The organism is Winogradskyella sp. (assembly GCF_016744625.1).
Taxonomy (GTDB): domain Bacteria; phylum Bacteroidota; class Bacteroidia; order Flavobacteriales; family Flavobacteriaceae; genus Winogradskyella.
Map to the genome: position 1 here is coordinate 50,607 of NZ_JADGDZ010000011.1, position 13,528 is coordinate 64,134.

Annotated in this window: 12 protein-coding genes and 1 pseudogene; 2 read left to right on the forward strand and 11 right to left on the reverse strand. The window is 32.8% G+C overall.

The features are described from left to right. Window positions 1-26 precede the first annotated feature (26 nt). On the forward strand, window positions 27-1,682 hold the full coding sequence (locus QZZ53_RS04415; protein ID WP_296381899.1) for a serine hydrolase domain-containing protein: 1,656 nt from the start codon (window positions 27-29) through the stop codon (window positions 1,680-1,682). Window positions 1,683-1,718: 36 nt separating this feature from the next. Here the strand turns inward: QZZ53_RS04415 and sufD are convergent, their stop codons facing one another. The 11 genes and pseudogenes from sufD to QZZ53_RS04470 all read right to left on the reverse strand — a co-directional run bounded on the left by sufD (window position 1,719) and on the right by QZZ53_RS04470 (window position 11,636). Continuing rightward, on the reverse strand, window positions 1,719-3,032 hold the full coding sequence (gene sufD, locus QZZ53_RS04420) for a Fe-S cluster assembly protein SufD (RefSeq protein WP_296381903.1): 1,314 nt from the start codon (window positions 3,030-3,032) through the stop codon (window positions 1,719-1,721). Window positions 3,033-3,094: 62 nt separating this feature from the next. Further along, the gene (sufC, locus tag QZZ53_RS04425; RefSeq protein WP_296381907.1) at window positions 3,095-3,847 is read right to left on the reverse strand and encodes a Fe-S cluster assembly ATPase SufC; all 753 of its coding nucleotides are present in this window, start codon (window positions 3,845-3,847) and stop codon (window positions 3,095-3,097) included. 4 nt (window positions 3,848-3,851) lie between these two features. Further along, window positions 3,852-4,259, reverse strand: coding sequence for a hypothetical protein (locus tag QZZ53_RS04430; RefSeq protein WP_296381909.1), 408 nt, complete (start codon window positions 4,257-4,259; stop codon window positions 3,852-3,854). A gap of 11 nt (window positions 4,260-4,270) precedes the next feature. Then, window positions 4,271-5,719, reverse strand: coding sequence for a Fe-S cluster assembly protein SufB (sufB, locus tag QZZ53_RS04435; protein WP_296381911.1), 1,449 nt, complete (start codon window positions 5,717-5,719; stop codon window positions 4,271-4,273). Between the two features lie 34 nt (window positions 5,720-5,753). Continuing rightward, window positions 5,754-6,149: pseudogene (locus QZZ53_RS04440) on the reverse strand (four helix bundle protein). Window positions 6,150-6,184: 35 nt separating this feature from the next. After that, the gene (locus tag QZZ53_RS04445; RefSeq protein WP_296381913.1) at window positions 6,185-6,514 is read right to left on the reverse strand and encodes an iron-sulfur cluster assembly accessory protein; all 330 of its coding nucleotides are present in this window, start codon (window positions 6,512-6,514) and stop codon (window positions 6,185-6,187) included. 148 nt (window positions 6,515-6,662) lie between these two features. Then, window positions 6,663-6,902 carry a hypothetical protein gene (locus QZZ53_RS04450; RefSeq protein WP_296381916.1) on the reverse strand — a complete coding sequence of 80 codons (240 nt, stop codon included), beginning with the start codon at window positions 6,900-6,902 and terminating at the stop codon, window positions 6,663-6,665. Window positions 6,903-7,013: 111 nt separating this feature from the next. Continuing rightward, a complete protein-coding gene (locus tag QZZ53_RS04455) occupies window positions 7,014-8,027 on the reverse strand; it encodes a cytochrome c peroxidase (RefSeq protein ID WP_296381918.1) in 1,014 nt (337 codons plus the stop codon). A gap of 57 nt (window positions 8,028-8,084) precedes the next feature. After that, window positions 8,085-8,852 carry an MbnP family protein gene (locus tag QZZ53_RS04460; RefSeq protein WP_296381921.1) on the reverse strand — a complete coding sequence of 256 codons (768 nt, stop codon included), beginning with the start codon at window positions 8,850-8,852 and terminating at the stop codon, window positions 8,085-8,087. A gap of 5 nt (window positions 8,853-8,857) precedes the next feature. After that, a complete protein-coding gene (locus tag QZZ53_RS04465) occupies window positions 8,858-10,192 on the reverse strand; it encodes a hypothetical protein (protein WP_296381923.1) in 1,335 nt (444 codons plus the stop codon). Window position 10,193: 1 nt separating this feature from the next. Next, complete coding sequence (locus tag QZZ53_RS04470; protein WP_296381925.1) at window positions 10,194-11,636, reverse strand: choice-of-anchor B family protein; 1,443 nt, start codon at window positions 11,634-11,636, stop codon at window positions 10,194-10,196. Between the two features lie 109 nt (window positions 11,637-11,745). On the opposite strand from QZZ53_RS04470, the gene thiL reads away from it, so the two are divergent. Then, window positions 11,746-12,792: a thiamine-phosphate kinase gene (thiL, locus tag QZZ53_RS04475; protein ID WP_296381927.1), complete on the forward strand. Its 1,047-nt coding sequence runs from the start codon at window positions 11,746-11,748 to the stop codon at window positions 12,790-12,792. Window positions 12,793-13,528: the final 736 nt, after the last annotated feature.

Sequence of the window (13,528 nt, forward strand, 5' to 3'; positions counted from 1 at the left end):
ACGTATTTCTATCAAAAATATAAGCAATGCTGATCTTAAAGCGTTACAATTTATTGGTATGGATGTTTGTTTTCTTCAGTGTAAATTCACAAATAGATCTTTCCCAAAAGATTGATAAATTTTTAGAGGTTTATAATTCTAATGATGCTCCAGGATTGAGTATTAAAGTGATTAATCAAGGCAAACCCATTTATTCTAAAGGTTTTGGTCTGTCAAATTTAAACTACCACATCAAAAATTCAGATTCTACGGTTTTTAGTTTGGCATCCATTGCGAAACAATTTACAGCATCTGCTATTTGGTCGTTAATTAATGACCAAAAAATCAATTTAGAAGATGATATTAGAATCTATTTACCTGAATTTCCAGAGTATGACCAAATTATTCAGATTAAACATTTATTAAATCACACAAGTGGAATTCGAAATTATCATACTCTAATGCATTTAGCTGGTTTTGACTATGACGCTTCTTATTACAACAATAACACAGTGTTGGATTTGGCTTGTAAACAAAAAGGCTTAAATAATTTACCTGGAGAAATAGTAAGCTATTCTAATACTAATTATAATCTACTGGCAATTATTATTGAACGTATTTCAGGACAAAACTTAAACGACTATTTGAAGCTCAAAATATTAATTCCTTTAAAAATGAATTCCACTTTTGTTAGAGTTGAACATGGAAAGCCAACTATAAATAAAGCTATTGGTTACCAAAAGCAACAGGATGGTTATAAGTTTTCCACAAGTAATCAATTGAGTTATGGTGCAGGAAGCATGGGTTCTTCTATTAATGATATGACAATTTGGATGCAAATGTTGAATGAGCAGATTTTAGATTTTAAACCGTTGGCTCAATTCTTAAAAACGACTGAGGTATTAACCTCTGGCGAAAAAGCAAAGTATGCTCGTGGACTAATGATAGACGATTATAAAGGTTATGAAACTTTAAATCATAGTGGATTTGGTTTTGGTGGACGTTCACAATTAATTACAATTGCAGAAAAGCAATTAGGAATAATAGTTTTAACAAATTCACAAGCAATTAATGCGCCAAGAATTGCCTATCAAATTCTAGATATTCTTTTAGTTGGTGAAGAAAATATTCAGGATAAAAACGAAGATAAAGTTTTATTTAAAAAACAAGATTTTCACGAATTTATTGGTGAATACAAAGAAACCAATAGTGATATGACCATGAAAATATTTGTAGAAAATGACTCTTTAAAATCTATAGGTTCTATGGGAAGAACATCTGCTGCTCTAGTGCAATATGAAAACAATAAGTTTCATAGAATACAAAGTCAGAATGTTAAATACGATTTTACTCCTTCAACAACTCACGATATGGTTATTTCATTTGGTGGAACACCATTTTATTTTAAACATGCTAAATTTATAAATGCAGATTCAGTTGATGTTACGGGTTTTGCAGGGAATTTTTATTCTGAAGAATTAGATGTTACTTATCGTTTTTTTGAAGAAGACAATACGCTTAAATTATCTTATAAAGGAAAAGATGGAGTCAATTTAAAGCCTGTACAGTTAAACCAATTTGGAAATAATGACAGAACACTTTATCATTTTACTAAAGATAAAAAAAATACTATTACAGGAATGCTTTTGTCTTGTGACGGTACAGTTAAAGATATTATTTTTAAAAAAGAAAAGGATCGCTAAATAGCAATCCTTTCTAATTTATATTATTGGTAATAACTATAGGTCAAACCCAATATTCACACCCAATTTGTTGGCAATAATCTTAGTGATTCTGTTTTTAATTTCAGGAATTTTAACTGAATCTAAAACGTTATTACTAAAAGCAAACATTAATAAGGCTCTAGCTTCCTTTTCAGGAATTCCACGAGAACGCAAATAAAACATAGCGCTTTCATCTAATTGTCCAATAGTACAACCATGAGAGCATTTTACATCATCTGCAAAAATCTCAAGCTGAGGTTTAGTATTGATACTTGCTTTGTCGCTAATTAGAATGTTGTTGTTAGCTTGAAACGCATTAGTTTTTTGAGCTTCTTTTTCAACAACAACTTTACCATTAAAAACACCAGTTGAACTATCATCAAAAATGCCTTTGTAGTCTTGATGACTCTCGCAATTAGGCTCTATGTGATGCACTAATGTATTATGATCTACGTGTTGTTTGTTTCCAATGATAGTAATCCCTTTCATTGTAGAATCAATACGCTCACCATTTTGATAAAAGTTGAGGTTGTTTCTAATCAATTTTCCACCAAAAGAGAACGTATGCACTTTTGCATGACTTTCTTGTTTTTGATTTACAAAGGTATTGTCAATTAATGATGCATTTTCATTATCGTTTTGAATCTTATAATAATCTACAATAGCACGCTTGTTTGCGAAAATCTCTGTAACACTATTGGTAAGTACTGGATTATCAGTTAAACTCTGATGACGTTCTATAATTTGTACATGAGAATTCTCATCTACAACAACAAGATTACGTGGCTGTAACATTAAAGCAGCTTCATTTCCTGTAGAGAAATGTATAATTTGAATAGGCTTTGCAACCAGTTTATTCTTTGGAATGTGTATGTAAGCTCCTTCAGCAGAGAATGCCGTGTTTAATGACGACAACCCATTTTTTGGTGCAATTTTATTGAAATAGTTTTCAATAATTAATCTGTATTTAGGCTTATTTAAAGCAGCAGACATTAAACAAACATCTAGCCCATCATGAGTGGTTTGAGATAAATGCGAAGAATATTTTCCATCGATAAAAATGATTTTATAAGAATCAATTTCATGAATAAAATACTTCTTTACATCCTTAAACTCTAAAGCATTTTCGTGCTTAGGAAAAACACTGTAATCATGTTTTAAAACTGAATTTAACGATGTGTATTTCCAATCTTCTTCACGTTTTGTAGGAAACCCTTCAGTTTCAAAAGTCTTGATAGCTTCAGTTCTAATATCATGTATTGGCGAATCTACATCTAACGTATTTTCGAAAGCCATAAATGAGGACACTAATTTTTCTTTTAAACTCATATGTCTGTCATTCCTGCTAAGGCAAGAATCTTTTTAATATTATAATCTACAAATGAAAGCACTTATGCTCCTACTTCTTCTTTAATCCAATCGTAACCTTTAGCTTCTAACTCGTGCGCTAATTCTTTAGTTCCTGATTTTACAATTTTGCCATTATGCAAAACATGTACATAATCTGGCACGATATAATCTAACAAGCGTTGGTAATGTGTAATAACAATTACAGCATTGTCTTTAGATTTTAATTTATTAACACCATTTGCTACAATACGAAGTGCATCAATATCTAATCCTGAATCTGTTTCATCTAAAATGGCCAATTTAGGCTCTAACATTGCCATTTGGAAAATCTCATTTCGTTTCTTTTCTCCACCAGAAAACCCTTCGTTTAATGAACGTGATAAGAATTTCCGGTCAATCTCCAGCATTTCAGACTTCTCACGAATCAATTTCAGCATATCTTTTGCTGGCATATCTTCCAAACCTTTAGCTTTGCGAGTTTCATTGATTGCAGTTTTCATAAAGTTAGTCACACTAACTCCAGGAATTTCAACAGGATACTGAAATGATAAAAATACACCTTTGTGTGCGCGTTCTTCTGCTGCTAATTCTTCAATGTCTTCACCTTCTAACAAAATGTTACCTTCAGTAACTTCGTACTCTTCTTTACCAGCAATTACAGAAGCCAATGTGCTTTTACCTGAACCATTTGGTCCCATAATGGCATGTACTTCTCCAGCTTTCACCTCTAGGTTAATCCCTTTTAAAATACCTTTATCTTCTACACTTGCGTGCAAGTTATTTATCTTTAACATAGTCTTAATTTCCTAGTTTTATAACGTCTTCTTTATTTGGGTCAGGTGCTTCCACCTTTAATATTTCTTTTATTTCTACTCTATTTGGCCAACCTTCTTCGTCTTCAGCTTTTTTAAATTTTCTAACTCTTACAGTTACAGGAACCATGTCAGTTGCTTCTTTTTTAAAGGCTTTAACTTGCGTTTCTAGCTGATGCATATTTTCATCAATAACCACACCATAAATTTCATTTGCAGTTTGAAAAACGGCTGCATCTGCATAATATACAAACTCGCCTTTCATGGTTACAAAACCGTCATTTGCATCATATGATTTTTCACGATTTTCTTCTAAATTCACTTCTGTTTTTGCCTCATTTTTACATGCGACAAAAGTCAATACTAAGATGATAATAAGGCTAATTTTTTTCATTGTTTATGTATTTACCCGACTGAACCTTCAAGGCTAATTTCTAATAATTTTTGAGCTTCAACAGCAAATTCCATTGGTAATTTATTTAGTACTTCTTTACTAAAGCCATTTACAATTAATGCTATTGCCTTTTCTGTATCAATACCTCTTTGATTACAATAGAAAATCTGGTCTTCACCAATTTTACTTGTTGTTGCTTCGTGTTCTATTTGTGCTGTTTTGTTCTTTGCTTCAATGTATGGAAATGTGTGTGCGCCACATTCATTTCCCATTAATAGACTGTCACATTGTGAAAAGTTACGAGCATTATCTGCGCGAGAACTAATCTGTACTAAACCACGATAAGAGTTTTGAGATTTACCGGCAGAAATTCCTTTAGAAATAATAGTTGACTTTGTATTCTTGCCTAAGTGAATCATTTTGGTGCCAGTATCGGCTTGCTGATAATTGTTGGTTACAGCAATAGAGTAAAATTCACCTACAGAATTGTCTCCTTTTAAAATACAAGAAGGATATTTCCATGTTACCGCAGATCCTGTTTCAACCTGTGTCCAAGAGATTTTTGCATTTTTCTCGCAAAGTCCTCTTTTAGTTACAAAGTTGTAAACACCACCTTTACCTTCAGCATTTCCTGGATACCAGTTTTGTACTGTTGAATATTTTATTTCGGCATCATCCATAGCAATTAACTCAACAACTGCTGCATGCAATTGATTTTCGTCTCTACTTGGCGCTGTACAACCTTCTAAATAACTTACGTAACTGCCTTCATCTGCAATAAGAAGTGTGCGTTCAAATTGTCCTGTTCCACCTTGATTAATTCTGAAGTAGGTTGATAATTCCATTGGACAACGTACTCCTTTTGGAATGTAACAGAAAGATCCATCACTAAATACAGCCGAATTTAAAGCCGCATAAAAATTGTCTTTTGTTGGTACGATCGTACCAATATATTTTCTTACAAGTTCTGGATGCTCTTTAATAGCTTCCGAGATACTCATAAAAATAATACCCTTTTCGGATAATGTCTTCTTAAACGTTGTTGCAACAGAAACTGAATCTACTACAATATCCATAGCAACATTATTCATTTTCTTTTGCTCATCTACTGAAATACCTAACTTTTTGTACATAGCTAAAAGATCAGGATCTACATCGTCTAATGTTTTATTAGGATCAACAGCTACAGGAGCAGAGTAATAGGCAATAGATTGAAAATCTGGTTTTTTATAATTAACATTTGCCCATTCTGGCTCAGTCATATCTTTCCAGACCTTAAAGGCATCTAGTCTCCATTCTGTCATCCATTCTGGCTCTTCTTTTTTCTTAGAAATAGCGCGAACGATATCTTCATTTAATCCAATAGGAAATGTTTCAGATTCTATATCTGTAAAAAAACCATATTCGTATTCTTTGGTTTTTAATTCTTCCCTAAGGTCATCCTCTGTGTACTTACTCATATTCCGAGTTTAAAATTTAAAATTCAAAGTTGAGCTAATCCGTTTTGTACTTGCTTCCCTTTAAATCACTTTTTTTGAGATAATTTATAAAACCACCAATCATTCTGCTCAAAACTATCGCTTATTCTTTAAGCTTATTGAATTCCTCATTATTAATATAATTTCTATCTAAAACTCGATACAATTGTGACCTTGTCTCTCCGCATGATGCTTTAGCAATAGATAAAAATTGAATAAATTCTCTATTTCCATTTCTTTCAAATCCTTCAGCTATGTTATCCATAACTGAACCTGAAGAACCATCTATTTGTCCATATAATTTATAACCTGTTCTTAACTTGGTATTATTAGCAATCTTATTAATGTCATTACAAAGAATTCTAGATAGTTTCCAAATTTCTAAATCTTCAAATTGTTTTACTGTCGCCATAACTTTGAATTAAGAATTTTAAATCTTGAACTTCATCATAGTGAAAAACTCTCACCACAGCCACAAGTGCGGTTGGCATTTGGATTATTAAAAACGAAACCCGTTCCGTTTAATCCACCAGAATATTCTAATGTAGTGCCAATGAGGTATAGGAAACTTTTTTTGTCAACGATAATTTTTACATCATTGTCTTCAAAAACCTTGTCTTCATCGTCCTTAGTGTTATCAAATTTTAAATCATAAGATAGACCAGAGCAGCCACCACTTTTTACTCCCACTCTAACATAATCAGATGTTGGGTTAAAGCCATCACCAGTCATTAATTCAACGACTTTCTTTTTAGCTGTATCAGAAACTTTTATCATATTCTTATATAGATTTACTCTAAATAGAGTGCGAAGATACAATATATGTCTCTTTTTTCCATAGAACCTAACATTATATTAAGATATGATTTAATAGAGTTTAGCTATTAAAATATAGTTTTATAGATAAGTAAACAAAAACATATGGTTATGAGCTAAATGACGGCTTAGAAAGGCTAATGTTTAAATGAAATAATTGCCTTAAAGTTGATTGAATTTGCTTGTTTGAAATACTAGATTCCTCAAAATCTCCCTTAGTATCTGTATGCACAATAGTATTGCAATGTGAACAAGTAAGTTCTGTAGTATGGTCAGCGTTGGTTTTTGACTTCATATAATTATGGCCAAAAATAGAGCACGGCAGTGCATTGTGAGTTGTAGGTTTCATTTAATAAGTAGGTTTGGGACTTACAATCTACTCAAAATTGAAATAAAATAAGTTGAAATACGTTATTTTTCGATGAAATACGCATATAAACAGGATTAATACTACGAATATTTAGTCTTGAAACTCCGGATTATTAATAAATGAAGGGTCAGAAAGCGATAATAAAAAGGCTTTTAAATCTGCTTTATCCTGATCTGATAATTGCACACCCCCTTGATCTATTTGTTTCATCAAAGGGTCAATAGTTGAAGAGTTTTGAAGTCCTTCGCTGTAGTGATTTATAACTTCGTCTAATGTCTCAAACCTTCCATCGTGCATATAAGGTGCTGTAAAAGCTAAGTTACGAAGCGAAGGAGATTTAAATTTTCCATTATCATTTGGATCACCAGTTACTGTTCCCAATCCTAAATCTGAAAATGTAGCATCCAAACCATTATTATGAAAATCATTATCTGTCCATAACGGATTATTAGGATTGCCATGACAATGAAAACAGTCTCCTTTATCTTCTCTTAAGAAAATATCTAAACCATTTAATTCTTGAGGAGTCAGTGATGTTTGTCCTAATGAATAGTTATCAAATTTAGAGTTTGCTGAAATTAAAGTACGTTCAAATTGTGCAATCGCTTTGGTTGTTAGCTCTTTCGTAATTGTATTTGTTTTAAATGCTAATCGGAATAATTCAGGATATTCAGGGTGATTCTGTAATCTTTCAATAACATTGGTCCAATTACTATGTAATTCAATAGGGTTTTCAACAGGTTCTAATGCCTGTCGCTCTAGACTTAATGCTAGTCCATCCCAATTAAAACGTTCATTATAATTCCAAGCTAAGTTGAATAAAGGCATAGAATTTCGAGTGCCAAAAACACCATCAATTCCATCACTTGTTGGCGTATTATCTGTAAATGCATTTTGAGGAGAATGGCAACTCGCACAAGCTTGTGTGCCATTAGCAGAAAGAATATTATCGAAGAATAATTTCTTACCAAGAGCGATACCTTCTGTGGTTTGTGGGTTGTTTGTAGGAATTACAGGTGTAATTATATTATCAGAAAAAAGCTGAGGAATGTTTAATGATTTTGGTGTAGGTTGATAGCCCATATCTTCATTTGAGCAACTCAAACAAAGAAGCGTTAATACACTTATATAGATAATTTTTTTTAACACTCAACATTGATTTTATTGTATTACATCACCAAGACTAAATACATTTTGACCATTTTCGTACATCATAATTTGCGCTAAAGAATTAGGCATCAACATTTGATTTAAAACATTTAAATCCCATAAATTTGGATTCTTAAACCATTCAGCGATATTCATTTCAATTTCAATATTTATATCATTTGTAATTTCAATAATTCCTAAATTTACAGTGAAGAATGTGTCTTGTGGAAATGTAGGATTCATTCCAGGATTATCAGTAGCTCTGATGGCATGATAGTTAAAACCTTGTTCAGTCGCACTCGAGTTAATGAATTTACCATCGAACTGCATATAGTGGTATCCACCACCCAACATATCTGGGACATTGAAAGATTCAGAATTTAAATCGAGATAATTTTCTGAGTTATCTTCATTATCTAATCCAAAAGTGAATGAAACGGTATAGCTACCAGCAGGAATTGTCGTTTCGGGTGTGAAACTTAAATTATTTGCATTGGTTACATCGACCAAATTATAAACATCTAATTCGGTCATTTCATTATTGTTAGACGTAAATTTAATATCCGAAATCACATAGCGTAATCTTTCAATACTTAATAACTCTCCATTAGCATTGGTATATTGAATTGCATTGAAATTAGTATTAGAAACTATAGCTCCATCCCAATTATGCGTAAAAGTAAAAGTTGTAGAAATCTCGGGATTTAAGTTGTCATCATTGTCTTCACTGCAAGTCATTAAACTTACTGCTAAGATTAAGAATGGGAATAAATTCTTCATTGCTTTCAATCAATTTTTATTAGTAATAGATCTGTAAAACCTTTATTTTCTATTATGTCTCCATCGCTACTCGTACTATCTCCAACGAGTACAATTGAGGAGTCATTAAGTTCAGCAATACTATATGCGAAATCTATATTAGAACCACCAACAGTGGTTTCCCATTGCAAATTTCCTTCAGCATCAATCTTTAGAGCCCAAGCGTCATTCTGTCCTTTGTTTTCATTGACATCAACATCATCACTTCGTGAACTTCCTGCTAAAAGAAAACCGTTATCTTGAGATTTAACCATAGCTCGCGCTACGTCAAAATTAGTACCTCCAATGGTTTTTTCCCAAAGCAGGTCACCATTTGGAGAAATTTTAATTAGCCATAAATCTGCAGCACCAATGTTGTTAGATATATCATTATCATTACTTCGGGTATCACCAGCGATGATGTAATTGCCATCATTAGATTTAACAATAGCTCGAGCTTCATCAATTTGGTCTCCTCCAAAAGACTTTTCCCAAACTAAACTGCCAGTAGCAGAAATTCTAATGACCCAAAAATCATAGGTTCCGATATTACTAGAAATATCAGTGTCATTACTATCCGAACCACCAACAATTATAAACCCATTATCTTCAACTTGAATAACATTTTCTGGTGTATCCGTAAAGTTGCCACCAAAATATTTACTCCATTCAATATCTCCAGAAGCATTTAATTTTAAAGCCCAATAATCTCCACCTGCATGTCTATTATTGTTTCTAGAAGTATTTCCTTCTCCTCCAGAAGCTGTGACGTCTAATATTCCTGAAATTAAATACCCTTGGTCATTAGTTTGAATCACCGAAATACCAGAATCGGTACCTTGATATCCGAACGATTTTTGCCAAGATATATTTCCATTAGCATCAAGTTTAGCTAACCAATAATCTTGTAATCCAGCATTATTTGTCACATCACCATCATTGCTAAAACTAAAACCTAAAATAGCATAACCTCCATCAGAAGTTTGAATAATATCATTTCCTCTTTCATCAGCAGAACCACCATAAGTTTTTTGCCATTGCAGTTCATTTTCAGAATTAAATTTTAACAACCAATAGTCAAAACTATCATCTTGTTTATCTGTAATATCTCCATCATTGCTTTGTGTATAACCCAATACAGTATAGCCACCATCTAATGTAGCTACAACAGATTGACCACTATCGTTTTTTGTTCCGCCATAAGTTTGAACTAGATTAACGTTACCTTCACGAGGAATTGAAGCGTTATCATCCTTATTACAACTTAGAAAAACTAGTAGGAATAAATTAGTTGCTAAATATGAAAATCTTTTAAAAAGCATTTTAGTTTGAAGGTTTAACTATAAGCATACCTCCTTCAATGTCACTAACAATAATATTTCCACTTGCAAAAAATGGGTAAATATTCCATGCTCCATGAAAACTGGTGCTATTATCTGGTATATATGTATCAAACGAACCAGATTCAACCATGGTTCCAGATGCGATATTAGTAATATCAACAGCTCTTAGTCCAGCGGTATAATTGGCGACATAAAATGTGTTTCCAATAATATAACCATTGTGGTCAATCGCTCCAGTTGGTCCTAAATACTCCATGTGAAAGATAGGATTGTCTAAATCTGTAAAATCAAAAACAAGTGTTCTAGAGTTGACTCCAAAATTAATTTCATCAACTTCATCACCCAATAAAAAGTATTCCATGTCTTCAGTAAACCATCCTTGGTGTGTGTAACCAATATTACTGTAATTTATAGTTGAGATTTGGGTTGGTAAGGCTTTATCTGTAACATCAACAATAACGACTTCATTTTCGTTACTTCCTATTAATATTTCTTTACCTGTATGATCTGTATCAGGACCATTGTAAGTAACGACTTGCGCATCATGTGAATAGGCATCATCTGAATAACCTCCAGCTGCTACTGGATTTGTAGGATTTTGAATATTTATGAAGTGAGGACCACCACTAAAAGTATCTGTCCCAACTGCATAGGCAAACCCACTATCTTCATTGATTACAATATTATGTGCTTTTCCGAACCCAATATAAGTTGCATCTGCCGTAAATGTTTCAGGTGGATTGGTAACATTTCTCAACCTGGTTAAATCGAAAACCTGCATTCCATGTCCTGGTGCTTCACTTACAATAAAAGCGTGATTGTTATAAGTTTTTATATCTCTCCATAAACTGTTTTCTGTTGCTGTTGGTAATCGACCCAAAAATATAGGATTCGAAGGGGCAGATACATCAACAAAAGCAGCACTTGTTGTGGTGCCAATTAAAGCGTATTCTTTTCCGGTTTCGGGATCTGTCCAGCCCCAAGAATCATTGCCTTCTGCTCCAGGACCTCCTAATTCTTCAACAGAAATTTCACTCATTAAATCAAAACCATCACAAGGATATCCGTTAGACAAACCATTTACACATGGAAATTGCGGTTGTATCGTATTATCGTCACAGACATCTCCTAATCCATCATTATCTCCATCTTCTTGATCTGGATTTGCGGTTAAAGGACAGTTGTCGTTTTCGTCTAGAATTCCATCATTATCATCGTCATCATCACAGACGTCTCCAAATCCATCATTATCTGTATCTAATTGATCTGTATTTATGACTCCTGCACAATTATCAAGCGCATTAATAATAGTATCGCCATCTATATCTGTATTAGGTCTCTCCACAGGCTCGTCGTCACAACTAAAGACGATAAAAATAGACAGGCAAATGAAAAGCATTCTGTTTAGGGCATTGAACTTCATAAGCTTTTTTTTAGCAATTTACAGTAAATTTTATTTCTGTGATAAAATCCTGTTATAATTAACGTAGATATTACCTTTGTATTTGATAAAAGCACAATATTTTTGCAGCATGATAGAAGATAAAAATCCACAACGAACTCCATTGAGCGAATTAGGTGAGTTTAAATTAATTGAACATTTAACTCAGCATTTTAAAATCACCCATAAATCTACTATTAAAAGTATTGGAGATGATGCTGCAATATTAAATCATGGTAAGAAGCAGGTTGCTGTTTCTACGGACTTATTAGTTGAAGGGGTTCATTTTGATTTGAGTTATGTACCACTAAAGCACTTAGGTTATAAAGCTATAGTTGTTAACCTGTCTGATGTATATGCTATGAATGCGATGGCAACTCAGGTCACTGTTTCGATAGCTGTATCTAATCGTTTTCCCTTGGAAGCTTTAGAAGAGTTATATGCAGGCATTGAAACTGCAGCAAAATTATATAACGTAGATGTTGTAGGAGGAGATACTACCTCATCGACCTCTGGATTAATTATTTCTGTTACTGCAATAGGTGAAGTGGAAAAAGGTGATGAAGTCTTACGATCTGGAGCAAAACCAAATGACTTATTAATTGTTACTGGTGATATTGGTGGTGCTTATATGGGATTACAAGTCTTGGAACGTGAGAAAGAGGTCTTTAAAGTGAATCCTAATAATCAGCCCGACTTATCTATGTACACGTACATTGTAGAACGTCAGTTGAAGCCTGAAGCGCGTAAAGATATTATTGAATTATTAAAGGAGCTCAATGTAAAACCAACAAGTATGATTGATATCAGTGATGGTTTATCTTCTGAAGTTATTCATCTATGCAAGCAAAGTAAAGTTGGAGTTGATGTCTATGAAGATAAGATTCCATTAGATCCTCAGGTTATTTCGACCTGTGAGGAATTTAATATAGATAGTACTACAATTGCCTTAAGCGGAGGTGAGGATTACGAATTATTAATGACAATTTCTCAAGAAGACTTTCCTAAAATTAAAGGAAACCCAAATCTTACAGTTATTGGTTATATGACAGATGAGGATAGAGGTATGCACCTAGTAACAAGAGGAGAAACAAAAATTCCGATAATTGCGAAAGGTTGGAATGCACTTAAGAATTAATTAAAAAAAGCTTTTGGCTTTTTTCTAATCGCTTTGTGTGTACTCTATTTAATACAGAATTAATTTCTTTAAATTTTGGTGTTAAAGGGATAAATTTTCCATTGCCATCAATTGTCATTTCAGATTTACAATTTTTGCATTTGTACTCTTTAACGTGGTAAGTCACATTTTTGGAGACCTTATAGTCGTGACCAAATAGTGAGCAGTAAACGTTTTTCATTTGTAATCAATTATCTTATAGGGATTAAAGCTTATAAGGGACTTTAAATATAAGAAATAGAGTTATTCACAGGTTATTAACAATTAATAAATCGATGAACTGAGTGATTTTTGCTTCAAACGCATCGTTCTGTTATTGTAAATGCGCTCCAATGCTTGATTTATCTCTTGAAATTTTGGAGTTAATTCTGTGAGCTTACCGTTGCTGTTTGTAGTAAGTTGTTTTTTACAGCACTTGCAAGTGTATTCGTTAACATGATTTGTAACTCTTTTTGATACCTGATAATTATGGCCAAAAAAATCACAATAGAGTTTAGTAGGTGTCATGGTAGATTAGTTTTTTATTGTCTTTTTTAATTGGGTTGGTAAACATAAAAAAAAAAAGTGAATAAAAACGTTTAAGGGAATTAAACGTTACATTTTTTTTTGTAACCTTGTTCTTCTGTAACCGTTGTCCATGTAAACGCGTTTTTTAAATCAAAATCATTAAAGATCATAAAACCACTAAGGAGATTAC

What these genes read in the sequence shown, in the direction of transcription:
- QZZ53_RS04415 (WP_296381899.1), top strand. Translation starts at nt 27, where the DNA reads ATGCTGATCTTAAAGCGTTACAATTTATTGGTATGGATGTTTGTTTTC.
- QZZ53_RS04445 (WP_296381913.1), bottom strand. Translation starts at nt 6,514, where the DNA reads ATGATAAAAGTTTCTGATACAGCTAAAAAGAAAGTCGTTGAATTAATG.
- sufB (WP_296381911.1), bottom strand. Translation starts at nt 5,719, where the DNA reads ATGAGTAAGTACACAGAGGATGACCTTAGGGAAGAATTAAAAACCAAA.
- QZZ53_RS04430 (WP_296381909.1), bottom strand. Translation starts at nt 4,259, where the DNA reads ATGAAAAAAATTAGCCTTATTATCATCTTAGTATTGACTTTTGTCGCA.
- QZZ53_RS04465 (WP_296381923.1), bottom strand. Translation starts at nt 10,192, where the DNA reads ATGCTTTTTAAAAGATTTTCATATTTAGCAACTAATTTATTCCTACTA.
- sufD (WP_296381903.1), bottom strand. Translation starts at nt 3,032, where the DNA reads ATGAGTTTAAAAGAAAAATTAGTGTCCTCATTTATGGCTTTCGAAAAT.
- QZZ53_RS04460 (WP_296381921.1), bottom strand. Translation starts at nt 8,852, where the DNA reads ATGAAGAATTTATTCCCATTCTTAATCTTAGCAGTAAGTTTAATGACT.
- QZZ53_RS04470 (WP_296381925.1), bottom strand. Translation starts at nt 11,636, where the DNA reads ATGAAGTTCAATGCCCTAAACAGAATGCTTTTCATTTGCCTGTCTATT.
- sufC (WP_296381907.1), bottom strand. Translation starts at nt 3,847, where the DNA reads ATGTTAAAGATAAATAACTTGCACGCAAGTGTAGAAGATAAAGGTATT.
- QZZ53_RS04450 (WP_296381916.1), bottom strand. Translation starts at nt 6,902, where the DNA reads ATGAAACCTACAACTCACAATGCACTGCCGTGCTCTATTTTTGGCCAT.
- thiL (WP_296381927.1), top strand. Translation starts at nt 11,746, where the DNA reads ATGATAGAAGATAAAAATCCACAACGAACTCCATTGAGCGAATTAGGT.